14 protein-coding genes are annotated in these 13,166 nt (G+C 71.7%); 7 read left to right on the top strand and 7 right to left on the bottom strand.

Annotated elements, in window-relative coordinates:
• Positions 1 to 23: 23 nt before the first annotated feature.
• Positions 24 to 1,292, bottom strand: coding sequence for an ATP-binding protein (locus ACFVYI_RS02840; protein ID WP_387880833.1), 1,269 nt, complete (start codon positions 1,290 to 1,292; stop codon positions 24 to 26).
• Positions 1,293 to 1,388: 96 nt separating this feature from the next.
• The gene (locus tag ACFVYI_RS02835) at positions 1,389 to 2,066 is read right to left on the bottom strand and encodes a TetR/AcrR family transcriptional regulator C-terminal domain-containing protein (protein ID WP_387880831.1); all 678 of its coding nucleotides are present in this window, start codon (positions 2,064 to 2,066) and stop codon (positions 1,389 to 1,391) included.
• A gap of 77 nt (positions 2,067 to 2,143) precedes the next feature.
• On the opposite strand from ACFVYI_RS02835, the gene ACFVYI_RS02830 reads away from it, so the two are divergent.
• The gene (locus ACFVYI_RS02830; protein ID WP_387880828.1) at positions 2,144 to 2,821 is read left to right on the top strand and encodes a DUF4386 domain-containing protein; all 678 of its coding nucleotides are present in this window, start codon (positions 2,144 to 2,146) and stop codon (positions 2,819 to 2,821) included.
• 118 nt (positions 2,822 to 2,939) lie between these two features.
• Here ACFVYI_RS02830 and ACFVYI_RS02825 read toward each other — a convergent pair whose 3' ends face one another.
• Positions 2,940 to 4,067, bottom strand: coding sequence for an NADH:flavin oxidoreductase (locus tag ACFVYI_RS02825; protein WP_387880825.1), 1,128 nt, complete (start codon positions 4,065 to 4,067; stop codon positions 2,940 to 2,942).
• A 350-nt stretch (positions 4,068 to 4,417) separates the two neighbouring features.
• Here ACFVYI_RS02825 and ACFVYI_RS02820 point away from each other — a divergent pair, with 350 nt between their 5' ends.
• The 4 genes from ACFVYI_RS02820 (at position 4,418) to ACFVYI_RS02805 (ending at position 6,592) form a co-directional block, all read left to right on the top strand.
• On the top strand, positions 4,418 to 4,828 hold the full coding sequence (locus ACFVYI_RS02820; RefSeq protein ID WP_387880824.1) for a VOC family protein: 411 nt from the start codon (positions 4,418 to 4,420) through the stop codon (positions 4,826 to 4,828).
• Between the two features lie 300 nt (positions 4,829 to 5,128).
• Positions 5,129 to 5,656, top strand: coding sequence for a helix-turn-helix transcriptional regulator (locus tag ACFVYI_RS02815; protein ID WP_387880822.1), 528 nt, complete (start codon positions 5,129 to 5,131; stop codon positions 5,654 to 5,656).
• Between the two features lie 5 nt (positions 5,657 to 5,661).
• Positions 5,662 to 6,300, top strand: coding sequence for a glyoxalase (locus ACFVYI_RS02810; protein WP_387880819.1), 639 nt, complete (start codon positions 5,662 to 5,664; stop codon positions 6,298 to 6,300).
• 55 nt (positions 6,301 to 6,355) lie between these two features.
• Entirely contained in the window at positions 6,356 to 6,592 is a 237-nt protein-coding gene (locus tag ACFVYI_RS02805; protein WP_387880816.1) for a VOC family protein, read from the top strand.
• A 526-nt stretch (positions 6,593 to 7,118) separates the two neighbouring features.
• On the opposite strand, the gene ACFVYI_RS02800 is transcribed toward ACFVYI_RS02805, so the two are convergent.
• Genes ACFVYI_RS02800 through ACFVYI_RS02785 form a run of 4 tightly spaced genes read right to left on the bottom strand, consistent with a single transcriptional unit; the run spans position 7,119 to position 10,967 of the window.
• Positions 7,119 to 8,342 (bottom strand): ABC transporter permease, encoded by a 1,224-nt coding sequence (locus tag ACFVYI_RS02800; RefSeq protein ID WP_387880813.1) that lies wholly within the window; start codon positions 8,340 to 8,342, stop codon positions 7,119 to 7,121.
• On the bottom strand, positions 8,339 to 9,076 hold the full coding sequence (locus ACFVYI_RS02795; RefSeq protein ID WP_387880811.1) for an ABC transporter ATP-binding protein: 738 nt from the start codon (positions 9,074 to 9,076) through the stop codon (positions 8,339 to 8,341). Before ACFVYI_RS02795 ends, ACFVYI_RS02800 begins: the two co-directional genes overlap by 4 nt.
• Positions 9,073 to 10,353: a peptidoglycan-binding protein gene (locus ACFVYI_RS02790; protein WP_387880807.1), complete on the bottom strand. Its 1,281-nt coding sequence runs from the start codon at positions 10,351 to 10,353 to the stop codon at positions 9,073 to 9,075. The genes ACFVYI_RS02795 and ACFVYI_RS02790 overlap by 4 nt, the downstream gene beginning before the upstream one ends.
• Positions 10,354 to 10,382: 29 nt before the next feature.
• A complete protein-coding gene (locus ACFVYI_RS02785) occupies positions 10,383 to 10,967 on the bottom strand; it encodes a hypothetical protein (protein ID WP_387880805.1) in 585 nt (194 codons plus the stop codon).
• A gap of 193 nt (positions 10,968 to 11,160) precedes the next feature.
• On the opposite strand from ACFVYI_RS02785, the gene ACFVYI_RS02780 reads away from it, so the two are divergent.
• Together ACFVYI_RS02780 and ACFVYI_RS02775 are read left to right on the top strand one after the other, a co-directional pair.
• Positions 11,161 to 11,814: a response regulator transcription factor gene (locus ACFVYI_RS02780; protein WP_327251142.1), complete on the top strand. Its 654-nt coding sequence runs from the start codon at positions 11,161 to 11,163 to the stop codon at positions 11,812 to 11,814.
• Positions 11,811 to 13,160: a sensor histidine kinase gene (locus ACFVYI_RS02775; RefSeq protein ID WP_387880804.1), complete on the top strand. Its 1,350-nt coding sequence runs from the start codon at positions 11,811 to 11,813 to the stop codon at positions 13,158 to 13,160. The genes ACFVYI_RS02780 and ACFVYI_RS02775 overlap by 4 nt, the downstream gene beginning before the upstream one ends.
• Positions 13,161 to 13,166 lie beyond the last annotated feature (6 nt).

Genomic DNA, 13,166 nt, shown 5'->3' with positions numbered 1-13,166 from the left:
CCGGTCCCACCGGGCGGCCGGCCTCAGGTGCGTCCGTAGCGGATGGCCTGGTCGGCGAACTCCCGGGCCATCTCCTCGGTCACGGTCGGCCGGGTGCGCCGGATGGCGTCCAGGTAGTCCTCGGTGTCGGGCTCGGTCCGTTCCCCCGTGTCGAGGGTGTGTTCGAAGACGGCCTGGGCGACCGCCATGGCGACCTGCCTGATGTCGGCGGGGGTGAAGCCGCTGCTGGCGTCGGCCAGGGCGGCCGTGTCGGCCGCCGTGCCCGTCCTGGCCGTGTAACCGACCCAGAGGGCGGTGCGGGCCTCGTGGTCCGGCGGCCCCACCGGCAGGACGTAGTCGAAGCGGCCGTGGCGCAGGAACGCCGGGTCCAGGGCGGCCACCGAATTGGTGGCGCAGACGAGCAGCCGGCCCTCCCGGTCGCGGAACCGCACGATCGACTTGAGGAGCTCGTTGACCACGCCGACCGACGCGGGGTCGGCGAGGTTGCGGGTGCCCGCGACCTCCTCGACCTCGTCGATGAAGACCAGCACGTGGTCCAGCTGCGCCATCTCCTCGAAGCGCCGGCCGAGCCCCGTGGCGAGCCCGTCCTCCAGCGCGAGCCGGGAGGGGAAGAGCTCGACGAACGGCCAGCCCAGCCGGCCGGCGACGGCCTTGGCGAAGGTGCTCTTGCCCGTGCCCGGGGGGCCGAACAGCACCACCGCGCGCGGCGGCTCCACCCCGTGGGCGTCCGCGAGTTCGGGGTTGGCGAGCGGCAGCACCAGCCGCCGTTCGATGAGCCGCTTCTCGTCGGCCATCCCCGTGAGCTGCCCCCAGAGGCGGGCCTCGGGCACCACCGCGCCCAGCGTCGCCAGCAGCGTCGCGCCCTGGGCGCTCACCGCCTCCGGCTTCTCGAAGTACGTCAGCCCGCGGTGGGGGCGGAACCCGGAGTTGCCCAGGGCCGCGGCGCCGGTCTCCTCCTCGGGCAACAGGGCCGCGACCACCCTGGCCCCGGCGTCCTGCAACCGGTGCTCCAGGGCGGACAGCAGTGCCGTTCCCAGGCCCAGGTTCCGCCAGGCGGGGTGCAGCGCGATCCGCAGCACCCAGGCCCGGCCCCCGTCCACCCGACCCACCGCCGCGCCCACCAGGTGTCCGTCGGCCACCGCGACGACGCTCGGATTCTGCGCCTGCAGCGCGGCGACGAGTTCCGAGAGCCGGAAGACGGCGGGCCGGTCCGTGGTGGCGCTCTCACCGTCGAGCCGCACCACCGCTTCGAGATCGTCCGGAGTGAAGTCCCGAACGTGCCACACCGCCATACCGAGCCTCGAACGCCGCGCTTCCGGGGCTTCCATCATCGCCCGCCCACCGCCCACCCGCCCGTCCGGAGGGCATCCCACGACCGGCGAGCGGGGCTACGTACCGTGGCCGAGTCCCTCGGCTGCCCTCAGGCGGTCGAGTCCGTCCAGGAGCAGGTCCAGTGCGAACTCGAACTCGGCCTGGTCGTCGCAGTTGCCGACGGTCGAGGCCGCGTCGTGTCCGACGGCTCCGGCCAGTTCCGCGATGTGGGGGTAGGCGCGCGCCAGTTGCTGGAGGAGTGCCGGGTCGGGGTCGGCGGCGGTGTCGTCGAACAGTTCCTGGCTGAAGCCCAGCAGGCGGCTGCCCATGGCGTGCATCGCGTGGTGGGTGAGGGCGACGGAGAAGCCGCCGGTCCGGAACAGGCGGGCCATGGAGTCGAGGTGGCCGAGCACGGCCGGGGTCGGGCTGGTGCGGGACTGGATCACACCGGCGGCCCAGGGGTGGCGCAGCAGGACCCGGCGCGCGGCGAGGATGTGCGCGCGCATCGTGAGCCGCCACTCGCCCGCGCCGGGCGGGCCGATCTCGCCGACGACCAGATCCACCATGCCGTCGAGGAGTTCGTCCTTGTTGGCCACGTGCTTGTAGAGCGCCATCGGCACCACGCCCAGCTCCTGGGCGAGCTTGCGCATGCTGATCGCGTCCGTCCCGGCGCCGTCGGCGAACGCCACCGCCGCGCGCAGGACACGTTCCCGGCTGAGCGGCGCCCGCCGCGTTCCGTCCGCTGACTGGTTCATCTTGACGAGTGTACGGCGTACGCCTATGGTCATCACCAGGTGTACGCCGTACACCTCGATTGGGTGGGGAGCTCCGGATGAACGCAGACAGACGCAACGGCATCGCGGCGGGCGTGCTGTTCCTGGTGACCGAGGTCGCCGCCATCGCCGGGGTGGCGCTGTACGGCCCGGTGCTGGACGGCGCGGACTACGTGCTCGGCGCGGGCGCCGACAACCGGGTGCTGCTCGGGGCGCTGTGCGAGGTGGTGCTGGCCCTGGCGGTGGTGGGCACCGGGGTGACGCTCTTCCCGATGCTGCGGCGGCAGCACGAGGGGATCGCCCTCGGCTACGTCTGCGCCCGGGTGCTGGAGGCGGTCGTGATCGTCCTCGGCCTGGTCGCGGTGCTCGCGGTGGTGACGCTCCGCCGGGACGCGGCGCCGTCGGACGCCGGTGCCTCCGCCACGGTGGCCAGGGCGCTCGTCGCGGTCCACGACTGGACGTTCCTGCTCGGCCCCAACCTGATCCTCGGCGTCAACACCCTGCTGCTGGCGCTGCTCCTCCACCGGGCCCGGGTCGTGCCGCGCGCGATCACCGCCCTGGGGCTGGTGGGCGGGCCGTTGATCTGCGCCTCCGCCGTGGCCGTGTGGTTCGGGGTCTACGGGCAGCTCTCCGGTCCCGGTGCGGCCGCGGCCCTGCCGGTCTTCGTCTGGGAGCTCTCCCTCGCCGGCTGGCTCCTCCTCCGCGGCTCCCGAGGTACGGACGCCGCGGCCCGCTGACCCGCCGTCGCCCGTCGCCCGCCGGGGGCACCGCACCACCCGTGAGACGACGAAGGCCCGGACCGTCGCAACGGTCCGGGCCTTCCGCCTGCGGCGTTCCCCCCTCGGCGTGGGGCCCCTAGCTCAGGGTCTTCAGGGCCGCCGGGTCGTACGGCTTCAGCTCGTCGAACCGGCCCGACAGCACCTTCGCCGCCCACTGCGGGTCCTGGAGCAGAGCGCGACCGACGGCGACCAGGTCGAACTCGTCGCGCTCCAGGCGGTCGAGGAGGTCGTCGATGCCCTGGACCGGGGCGCCCTCGCCCGCGAAGGCGCGGAGGAAGTCGCCGTCGAGGCCGACCGAGCCGACGGTGATGGTGGGCCGGCCGGTGAGCTTCTTCGTCCAGCCCGCCAGGTTGAGGTCCGAACCCTCGAACTCCGGCTGCCAGTAGCGGCGGGTGGAGGCGTGGAAGACGTCGACGCCGGCCGCGGCGAGCGGAGCCAGGACCGCCTCCAGCTCCTCCGGGGTCTCGGCGAGCCTGGCGTCGTAGACCTCCTGCTTCCACTGCGAGTAGCGGAAGATCACCGGGAAGTCGGGCGAGACGACCTCGCGGACGGCGGCCACGATCTCGGCCGCGAACTTCGTGCGGTCGACGTGGTCGCCGCCGTAGGCGTCGGTCCGTCGGTTCGTCCCCGCCCACAGGAACTGGTCGAGGAGGTAGCCGTGGGCGCCGTGCAGCTCGACGCCGTCGAAGCCGGTGCGCTCGGCGGCCGCGGCGGCCTCGGCGAAGGCGCCGATGACGTCGTCCAGGTCACCCCGGGTCATCGCCCTGCCGGTGCCCTCGGTGCCGTCCACGCGCAGGCCGGAGGGGCCGACGGCGGGGGCGTCGGCGAAGGGCGGCTCGCCCTGCTTGCGCACCATGCCGATGTGCCACAGCTGCGGCACGATCGTCCCGCCGGCCGCGTGGACCGCCTCGGCGACCTTCGCCCAGCCCGCCAGCTGCTCCTCGCCGTGGAACCGCGGCACCCGGTCACTCTGCCCGGCCGACTCGTGGCCGACGTAGGTCCCCTCCGTGAGGATCAGGCCCACACCCGCGGCGGCCCGCCGGGCGTAGTACGCCTGCACGTCCTCGCCCGGGACGCCGCCCGGGGAGAACATGCGCGTCATCGGCGCCATCACGATGCGGTTCGGGACGGTCAGCCCGTTCAGCGCGACGGGCCGGGAGAGGATCTCGGCCGCGCGGGAGGCGGAGGACGCGGTGATGGTCATGGATCTTCCTCGTTACCAGACGGTATCTGCACGTGCATTGAATGCCTGCAGCTGCCAACCGTTCCGGCGCCCGGGGCATTTCGCCCGCCGGGTGAGCCGCCCTGTGATCCGGGACACGCGCGGGGAGAAGGCAGTCCGAAGAGCCGGGATTCGAACTCGTGAGGGATTGCTCCCACTGAGCCTCCCCTCTGCCGCTGGAGGGCCGCTGACGGGACGTCGGGTGCGCTGTCGCGGAAAGCATGCGCTTCAGGGGTGCCATGCCTGCGAACGTCCCGACGCGTCCGGATCGAGCGGGAATCGAGCAGGATTCGAGAAGCGCAGCCCACGGAGCCGCGTCTAGCCTGCCCACTATGGACATCACCATTCACACGACTGCTCTCCCGCACGACGACCCGGACGCGTCGCTCGCCTTCTACCGCGACGTCCTCGGCTTCGAGGTCCGCAGCGATGTCGGGCAGGGCCGGATGCGCTGGATCACGGTCGGCCCGGTCGGCCAGCCCGGCACGTCGATCCTTCTGGCGCCGCCCGCTGCCGATCCCGGGATCACCGAGGACGAGCGGCGCATGATCACCGAGATGATGGCCAAGGGCACCTACGGCTGGATCCTGCTCGCCACCCCGGACCTCGACGCCACGTTCGAGAAGGTGCAGGCCGGTGACACCGAGGTCGTCCAGGAGCCGACCGACCAGCCGTACGGGGTGCGCGACTGCGCCTTCCGCGACCCCGCGGGCAACCTGGTCCGCATCCAGGAGCTGCGCTGAGCCCCGCGGGTACCGGTGCGGCCATGCGGGCCGCCATCGCGACCGCCCGATGAGGAACGCGACCACCTGATGAGGAGCGCGGCGGCGCAGTGAGGAACGCGGCGCCGCACCAAGGCGGACGTGCCTGCCCTGCCGGCCACCCGCCAGAGCCGCGTACGCCGAGCCTCGTCGAACCGGCCGTGAGCCCGGACTCCGTCTCGCCGCCGTCCGGCGGGTCGGGTCCGACGGGCCGGTCCGCACTCCGGGCGCTCGAAGACGTCGATGGCATCGGCAGACGAAACGACAAAGGGGAGGGCTCTCATGTGCAAGTCCGAATGGCGGCGCGCACGCGTCCAGGCGCAGCGCCTGGCGGATCTCGCGCGGCTGCGCCGCGTCCGCGACCGGATCGACAGGGAGTACGCGCAGCCGCTGAACGTGGAGGCGCTCGCCCACGAAGTGCACATGTCCGCCGGGCACCTGAGCCGGCAGTTCCGGGCCGCCTACGGCGAGTCGCCGTACTCGTACCTGATGACGCGTCGCATCGAGCGGGCGACGGCGCTGCTGCGGCGGGGCGACCTCAGCGTCACCGAGGTCTGCTTCGCGGTCGGCTGTGCGTCGCTGGGCACGTTCACCACCCGCTTCACCGAGCTGGTCGGCATGCCGCCCGGGGCTTTCCGGCGCCAGGCGCTGGATGTGGCCGCCGACGATGCCGACGCCGACGCCGCCGGTGCGGCCGGTGGCGCGGGCGCGCCGATCACGGTGGTGGGGATGCCGGCGTGCGTGGCGAAGCAGGTCGCGAGACCGGTCAGGAATCGAGAAGCCCCGGCCGCCGCGCAGCCCCTAGCGTGATGGTCATGGCAACCACCGCTTCCACCGCAGCCCGCATGTCCCTCGCGTCCGTCGTCCTGGAGGTGGCCGATCCCGAGGCCGCCCACCGCTTCTACACCGCCTTCGGCGTGGACGCGTACGTACGCCTGCGGGCGTCCGAGGCCCACTCCACCGGGTTCCGCGGCTTCACCCTGGCGCTCACGGTGTCCGGGCCGGCCACCGTCGACGGCTTCGTCGCCGCGGCGGTGGAGGCGGGCGCCACGGTGCTGAAGCCCGCCGCGAAGTCGCTGTGGGGCTACGGCGGCGTCGTCCAGGCCCCGGACGGGACGATCTGGAAGATCGCGACCTCGGCGAAGAAGGACACCGGCCCCGCCACCCGCGAGATCGACGAGGTCGTCCTGCTGATCGGCGTCGAGGACGTGAAGGCCACCAAGCAGTTCTACGTCGAGCGGGGCCTGACCGTGGCCAAGAGCTTCGGCGGCAAGTACGCCGAGTTCACCCCGGGCCGGGCCGGTGAGGTCAAGCTGGCGCTGTACAAGCGCCGCGCCCTGGCCAAGGACCTCGGCGTCCCCGCCGACGGCACCGGCTCGCACCGCATCGCCCTCGGGAACACCGCCGACACCTTCACCGACCCGGACGGCTTCGCCTGGGAGACCGCGGCGTAGCTCGCCCCACGCCGTCCTGACTCCCGCCCGACCCACAGCGGGCCTTGCGGACCAGGTGGGCACCAGCACGGACGGCAGCGGCTTCAGCGGGCTGGTCCTCACCTACGTCGTCCGCAGTGAGACGCGGGTCGACGAGGTGATGGCGGAGGCCCGGAAGGCCGGCGCCACGATCCTCAAGCCCGCCGGCGCCCTGCCGTGGGGCGGGTACGGAGGCACCTTCGCCGACCCGGACGGCTACGTCTGGAGCCTCGGCCACAGCGCCCAGGGAACCGACCAGCCCTACGCGGAGTAGGGGAGCACGTCGTGAGGTTTCGCACCCTCGTCGAGCCGCCCGAGGCCATGCGGGGATTGGAAGTTCCGCCCGAGGTGGTCGAGGCGCTCGGCGGGAGCGCGCGACCGCCGCGGCGAGGGCGTGAAGCCCGCCGTGGTCGAGCTCGGCGGCGGGCGTGATTGCAGTGGCCCGGCCGGGGAGCCCGCCGGCCGGACGCGGCTGTGCAGTCAGCCGTTCCCCGGCGGGTCTCGGAAGCCGCAGCCACGGAACGACGAAGGCCCCGACCGCTGGGCGGTCGGGGCCTTCGAGCTGCCATGGCTGGCAGAGGCGGAGGATACGAGATTCGAACTCGTGAGGGATTGCTCCCAACACGCTTTCCAATTCTCTCGAATGCAGTTCACCGGCGTCCGTACCGGTGCTGACCTGCGGCGGAGGTGGTTGTTGACCAGTCGTTGAACCTGGCCGGACGGTGGTGAATGAGACCAGAACTGAGACCGGGGAGTTGCTTGTCCGCGTGAGGAGCACCGGGTGTGGTGAACGGTGGTGGTCAGCTGGATGCGAGTGCTTCGGCGGGGGAGGTGCGGGCAGCGCGGGTTGCCGGGTAGAGGCCGGCGAGGGCTCCGATGGTGACGGCGGCCCCTACGCCGGCGAGGACGGCTTGGGTGGGGATGGTGACGGGCCAGTTCTGGTTGAGTGCCCAGCCGACGCTGACGGCCAGACCGATGACCACGCCGCTGATGCCACCGAGGGCGGAGAGGGCCACGGATTCGGTGAGGAACTGCAGCTTGATCTGGCCGCGGCCGGCTCCGATGGCCCGGCGCAGGCCGATCTCGGCTCGTCGTTCGAGCACGGAGATGACCATGGTGTTGGCGACTCCGATACCTCCGACCAGCAGGGCGATCGCTCCCAGCCCGAGGAACATCAGCTTGAAGGTGTTCTTGACGGCGAGCGCGGTGGTGAGGGCGTCGGAGGGGCGGCTGATGTTCACCTGGTCGGGGTGCTGCGGGTTGACCGTCTGTGCGAGAACGTCGTGCACGTCGTTGACCGCCTCGTCGGCGGAGCGTACGTAGATGGTGGTCGGGTGTCCGTCGAAGCCGATCTTGGCGGCGGCGTCCCAGCCGATCAGGGCGGAGCGGTCGATCTCGGGGGCGAGGGTGACGGGGCTCAGGATGCCAGCGACGGTGAACCACTGGCCGCCCAGGTAGACGGGGGTGCCGGGGCTGTGGACACCGAGCCGGTCGGCGGCGACGGAGCCGAGGACGACTGCGGGGTATTGCTCGGTGGCCGCGTTGAGCCAGGTGCCCTTGGCGATCGTGGCGCCGATGGTGGCGGGCAGGTCGAGCCGGGTGCCCTGGACGGCGATGCCGGCGGTGTCGCGCTGGTCGGTCTTGTCGTTGCGGTGCACGGTGGCGTTGGAAACCGTGCCCACGGCGGAGACCTGGCGCACGGGTGCGATCCGGCTCACCATGGTCGCGGATTCCGTGGGCAGTTCGGACTTGGTTCCGAACAGGTCATGTCCGGTGGTGGCGGTGAGCAGGTTGGTGCCGACCTTGGCGATCTGGGCTTCGATCTGGGCCTGACTGCCGGCGGTGATGCCGAGGATGGCGACCATCGCGGCGATGCCGATCGCGATGCCGAGGGCGGACAGGCACGCGCGCAGCGGGCGCCCGCGGACTCCGACCAGTCCGACACGGATGACGTCGCCGGGGCTGAGGCGGCCGGACGCCGGTAGTGGGGCGGGTGCCCCGGTCCGGGACGGTGCGGCGTTCACGTCGCCTCCCTGGCCTCGTAGCGCGGCGGGGGCAGTGCCGCCGGGGCTGTCATCGGGTCGAGTGGTTCGCTGTCGTAGCGAATGCGGCCGTCGAGGATCTCGACCCGGCGGGGCAGCGATCGGGCGATGGACTGGTCGTGGGTGATGACGGCGATGGTGGTGCCGTCGGCGTTGAGCTCGTGCAGCAGCCGCATCACCTGGGTGCCGGAGGCGGAGTCCAGCGCTCCGGTGGGCTCGTCGGCGAGTACGATCGCGGGCCGCCCCACCAGGGCGCGGGCGATGGCCACGCGCTGGCGTTCACCGCCGGAGAGTTCGTGGGGCCGGTGGGCGAGCCGGTGGCCCAGGCCCACGCGTCCCAGCGCCTCGGCAGCGAGGGAGCGGCGGCGGCGTCGTGGCACGCCGTGGTAGAGCAGCCCGGTGGCGACGTTCTCCACCGCGCTCAGGTGCGGAGTGAGGAAGAACTGCTGGAAGACGAAGCCGATCCAGCGGGAGCGCACGGCTGACAGCTGACGGTCGGTCAGGCGGGCGGCGTTGTGGCCCATCACCCTGACGTGTCCCGCGGTTGGCCGGTCCAGGGTTCCCATGAGCTGCAGCATCGTCGACTTGCCGGACCCGGAGGGGCCGACGACGGCCAGCAGCTCGCCGGGCCATACCCGCAAGGAGACCTCGCGCAGTGCCTGTACGCCCCCGGGGTAGGACTTGCCGGCGCCGTCGAGTTCGATGACGGGGATCATGAGGAGGGGACCTCCACTTTCATGCCTTCGTGCAGGTCCGGGCTGATGACCTCCACGTTGCCACCGGCGAAGATGCCGAGCGTGACGGGCACCAGGCGGGTGGTGCCGTCGTCGGCCACGACCTGGACGGCGTAGGTGCCCTGCACGGTGGCCAGCAGCGACGTCACCGGTACGGCCAGCACGTTCTTGTGCTCGTCGCTGGTGAACAGCACCGTGACCGGTGCCCCGTCGAGTCTGCCCACGTCCGCGGGTTGGTCGAGCGTGACCTTCACCTTGATGGTGACGTTGTCGGTGCCGGAGCCGGCCCGGTTGTTGCCTGCCGGGCCCGCGCTGCCGGCGTTGTCGGGGGCTGTGGCGACGGTGCCGACGTCGCTGATGTGACCTGAGGTCGTCGTGCCGCCGGGCAGCTGTACCTGCACGGCCGCTCCCTGCTTGGCCGAGGCCACCTTTCCGGTCGCCAGGTTCACGCTGACCACCCGGTCCGTACCGGTGGCGCTCAGCACCGCGCCGGAAGCGGGGGCGCCGACCGTCCCGGTGACGGAGGCGACCCGGATCGCGGTGGGCTCCACCACGACATCCCCGAGCGCGACCGTGCCGGTCTGCGACCGCCCCTGAGCCTTCTGCCAGCTCTTGACCGCCTGGGCGGTGGCATCGCTGAAGTGCTTGTCGTCGGCCAGGTCGCTGCCGTAGCCGAGGGCCTTGAGATTCTCCTTCAGCTCCTGCACGTCCGCACCGTCGGACACGCCCACGTTCAGGTCGCGCCAGGACGGGACCGACCCGTACAGCAGCGGAACCGGCTTGTCATTCACGCGGTAGACCTGCTGGCCGCGCTCGATGGTCTGTCCCTGAGCGGGCAGCCACGTCAGCACGTTGGCACCCGCGTTCGACGCACCGGACGTCCTGGACTGGCCGCCACCCGCCGTGCCGGAACCGGAACCGGAGCCCGCGGTGATCGTGTAGGAGCCGTCGAAGCCGAGCGTCCCGTCGTCCTTGTCCTGCTCCACCAGGTCGGTTCTGGTGACCGCTGCTGTCGTCGGCCGGGCCGTGCCGGCTACCTGCTTGTCTCCCGTGGGGCGGACCGCGAGGTACGCTGCGGCGCAGCCTGCCACCAAGACCAGCGCCGTGCAGACGACCAGCCAGCGACCTCCCCGCCGGCCAGGGCGCACCGCCTCGGAGGCAGGCGTGCCGGGTACCGGGAGGGCAGCGGTGATCGGGTCGGGGTCGGGTGGGCCGGTGACCGTGCCGGGGCCGGCCGCTGCGCCGTGGTCAGGGTTCATTGGCACGTCATCCTGCTCTTGTCGGTGGATCATCCCGCACCGCTCCCGGGCGCAGAGCCGGCCGGCGTCGACATGATGACCGACTGGCACGCCTTGTTCGCCGCGTCCATCGTCTGCGGGTCCACATCTCCTTCGACGCGCAGACCGCTTCCGTCCGGGTCCTGCATGTTCACGCCGTGCTCGCGCATGCACTGGGCCACCTTGGTGAGCATGTCCTTGCGCTTCGGGTCGTTCATGCTCGAACCGCCGGCGCTGAGGAAGTGCTGGCACTCCTGCAGGGCCGCCTGCACCTTGGTCGGGTCCTGGCCCGGACCGCCGAGCCTGACGGAACCGCCCGCCTGCGGGTCCGGCACGTCCACGCCCTTGTCGCGCATGCAGCGGGCGAACTGCAACTGTGCGTCCTCGGGTTTCGCCGCCCCCGGAGACGGACTCGCCGAACTCCCGGCTTGCGAGCCGTTGCCGAGGCTGGCCACCTTCGGGCCGCCGTGCTGGCCGCCGCCGCAGCCGGCCAGCACCAGTGCCGCCACTCCCATCCCCACACCGGCCAGCCCCCGCCGGAGCCTGGAAGGCGTGCGCAGCGTGGGAGCAGGCCGGATCAGTCTGCTGATCTTCATCTTCTCGTACCCTTCGTCCCAGGGCCGGATTCGGCCCTCGGCACCAAGGAATACGCGGCTCGGCATTTCATGGGCGTTCCAGTTTTCTGTTATGCCGCAGAAACATTCGACGCGATACCACTTGGCGCAGGGGAAAGCCGGCGCCCGATATATGCCCGGCGGCGACCCGCGGACAGGAAGAAGGGAACGAGCGATGCGCGTACTGGTGGCCGAGGACGAGCACGTGCTCGCCGACCTGGTGGCAGCGGGTCTGCGCGCGTACGCGATGGCCGTCGATATCGCCTACGACGGCCCCAGCGCCCAGCAGCGGCTGGCGGTCAACGACTACGACGTGCTCGTGCTGGACCGCGACCTGCCCGGCGTCCATGGTGACCAGATCTGCCGGGAGCTGACCGGGAGAGGCGCCCGCACCCGCATCCTCATGCTCACCGCAGCCGGCACGGTGGCCGACCGGGTCCAAGGACTGCGGCTGGGCGCCGACGACTACCTGCCCAAGCCCTTCGAATACGACGAACTGGTCGCCCGAGTCCAGGCGCTCGGCCGCCGCACCCAGACCGCACTGCCGCCCATCCTGGAAAAGGGCGGCCTCGTGCTCGACGCCGCGAACCGCCAGGTCCACCGGAACGGCCGCTATCTGGCGTTGTCCCGCAAGGAGTTCGCCGTCCTCGAAGTGCTGCTGCGGGCCAGGGGGGCGGCGGTCAGCACGGAGGAGCTGCTGGAACGCGCCTGGGACGAGAACGCCGACCCGTTCACCAACGCCGTCCGTGTCACCCTCTCCAGGCTCCGCAGCAAACTCGGACAGCCCCCGATGATCGAGACCCTGCCTGGCATCGGCTACCGGATATGAAGGCGGCGCCCGTGCACCCCGACCCCGTCCACCCGCCCGTCCAGGCCGACCACCCCAGGAAGGTACGCCGCCTGCTGCCGACCGTACGGGTCCGCCTGACCGCCCTGTACGGCGGACTGTTCTTCCTCGCCGGCACGCTACTGATCACCGTCATCTACCTGTGGTTCCAGCAGCGCACGGCCACTGCTAGGACCGTGTCCGTCGGAACCGAAGCGGGCACACCGCTCGGCTCCCGACCCCCCGTCGTCGGACCGCTCCCCTCGCTGCCCGGGCAATGGCAGCATTCGGCCGTGCAGCCGCCGAACATCGTGCCGGGGGCGGTGACCGACGCCATCGCGCGATACAGGCACGAAATGCTGCAGGAGCTAATGACCGTCTCCGGCATCGCACTCGCCCTGCTGGTGCTCCTCGCTATGCTGCTGGGCTGGTGGATGGCCGGGCACGTCCTGCGACCGGTCCACGCGATCACCACGACCGCCCGGCGGCTGTCCTGGGAGAACCTGCACGAACGGATCGCCCTCACCGGCCCCCGCGACGAGTTCAAGGAACTCGCCGACACCTTCGACGACCTCCTTGACCGGCTGCACAACGCCTTCTCCAGTCAGCGGCGCTTCATCGCCAACGCCTCCCACGAACTACGCACCCCCCTGACCATCCAACGCGCCGCCATCCAGATCGGTCTCGCCGACACCTCCCCCTCACCCGACAGCCTCAACACGGTCAGGCAGCAGCTCCTCGACGCCAACCGCCGTGCCGAACGCCTCATCGACGGACTGCTGCTCCTCGCCCAGGGCGAACAAGGGCTCACCCACCGCGAACCGGTCGCGCTGGACGAAGTGGCCGCCGAGGTGGCCCGCCAACATGAGTCCGTCGCGACCGCCTCCGGCGTCACGGTCGACCTGGACCTGCACCCGGTCAGCGTCCTGGGCGACCCGGTCCTGCTCACCCACCTCGTGACCAACCTGGTCCAGAACGCGATCCGGCACAACCACCGCGGCGGCGCGCTGCAGATCCGCACATCCCCGCACGGTGGACTGGTCGTCCACAACAGCGGACCCTACGTGCCCGCGGACACCCTCCCCGAGCTGTTCGAGCCCTTCCGGCGAGGCGTCACCGCTCGCACCGGCTCCACCCAGGGCGCCGGACTGGGCCTGTCCATCGTCCGCTCCATCGCCCAGGTCCATGCCGGGACCGTCACCGCCCGTCCGAACCCCGACGGGGGCCTGGAGGTCCACGTCAGCCTGCCTCAACTACCCACCGTCGCCATCGGTACCCGCATCCCGCAGCCGGCGCCCGCCGGGTATCGGTCCCCGCAGACCAACAGCCCCGTATCGCCCAGCACGTGAGGTGTC

This window comes from Kitasatospora sp. NPDC058218 (assembly GCF_042882445.1).
Lineage (GTDB): Bacteria > Actinomycetota > Actinomycetes > Streptomycetales > Streptomycetaceae > Kitasatospora.
Note: the sequence above shows the minus strand (reverse complement) of the source record. Positions and strands in the feature narration are given on the sequence as shown.

Bases quoted from the DNA above. Each gene is read 5' to 3' on its own strand.
- ACFVYI_RS02840 (WP_387880833.1), bottom strand. From the start codon at position 1,292: ATGGCGGTGTGGCACGTTCGGGACTTCACTCCGGACGATCTCGAAGCG.
- ACFVYI_RS02835 (WP_387880831.1), bottom strand. From the start codon at position 2,066: ATGAACCAGTCAGCGGACGGAACGCGGCGGGCGCCGCTCAGCCGGGAA.
- ACFVYI_RS02830 (WP_387880828.1), top strand. From the start codon at position 2,144: ATGAACGCAGACAGACGCAACGGCATCGCGGCGGGCGTGCTGTTCCTG.
- ACFVYI_RS02825 (WP_387880825.1), bottom strand. From the start codon at position 4,067: ATGACCATCACCGCGTCCTCCGCCTCCCGCGCGGCCGAGATCCTCTCC.
- ACFVYI_RS02820 (WP_387880824.1), top strand. From the start codon at position 4,418: ATGGACATCACCATTCACACGACTGCTCTCCCGCACGACGACCCGGAC.
- ACFVYI_RS02815 (WP_387880822.1), top strand. From the start codon at position 5,129: ATGTGCAAGTCCGAATGGCGGCGCGCACGCGTCCAGGCGCAGCGCCTG.
- ACFVYI_RS02810 (WP_387880819.1), top strand. From the start codon at position 5,662: ATGGCAACCACCGCTTCCACCGCAGCCCGCATGTCCCTCGCGTCCGTC.
- ACFVYI_RS02795 (WP_387880811.1), bottom strand. From the start codon at position 9,076: ATGATCCCCGTCATCGAACTCGACGGCGCCGGCAAGTCCTACCCCGGG.
- ACFVYI_RS02790 (WP_387880807.1), bottom strand. From the start codon at position 10,353: ATGAACCCTGACCACGGCGCAGCGGCCGGCCCCGGCACGGTCACCGGC.
- ACFVYI_RS02785 (WP_387880805.1), bottom strand. From the start codon at position 10,967: ATGAAGATCAGCAGACTGATCCGGCCTGCTCCCACGCTGCGCACGCCT.
- ACFVYI_RS02780 (WP_327251142.1), top strand. From the start codon at position 11,161: ATGCGCGTACTGGTGGCCGAGGACGAGCACGTGCTCGCCGACCTGGTG.
- ACFVYI_RS02775 (WP_387880804.1), top strand. From the start codon at position 11,811: ATGAAGGCGGCGCCCGTGCACCCCGACCCCGTCCACCCGCCCGTCCAG.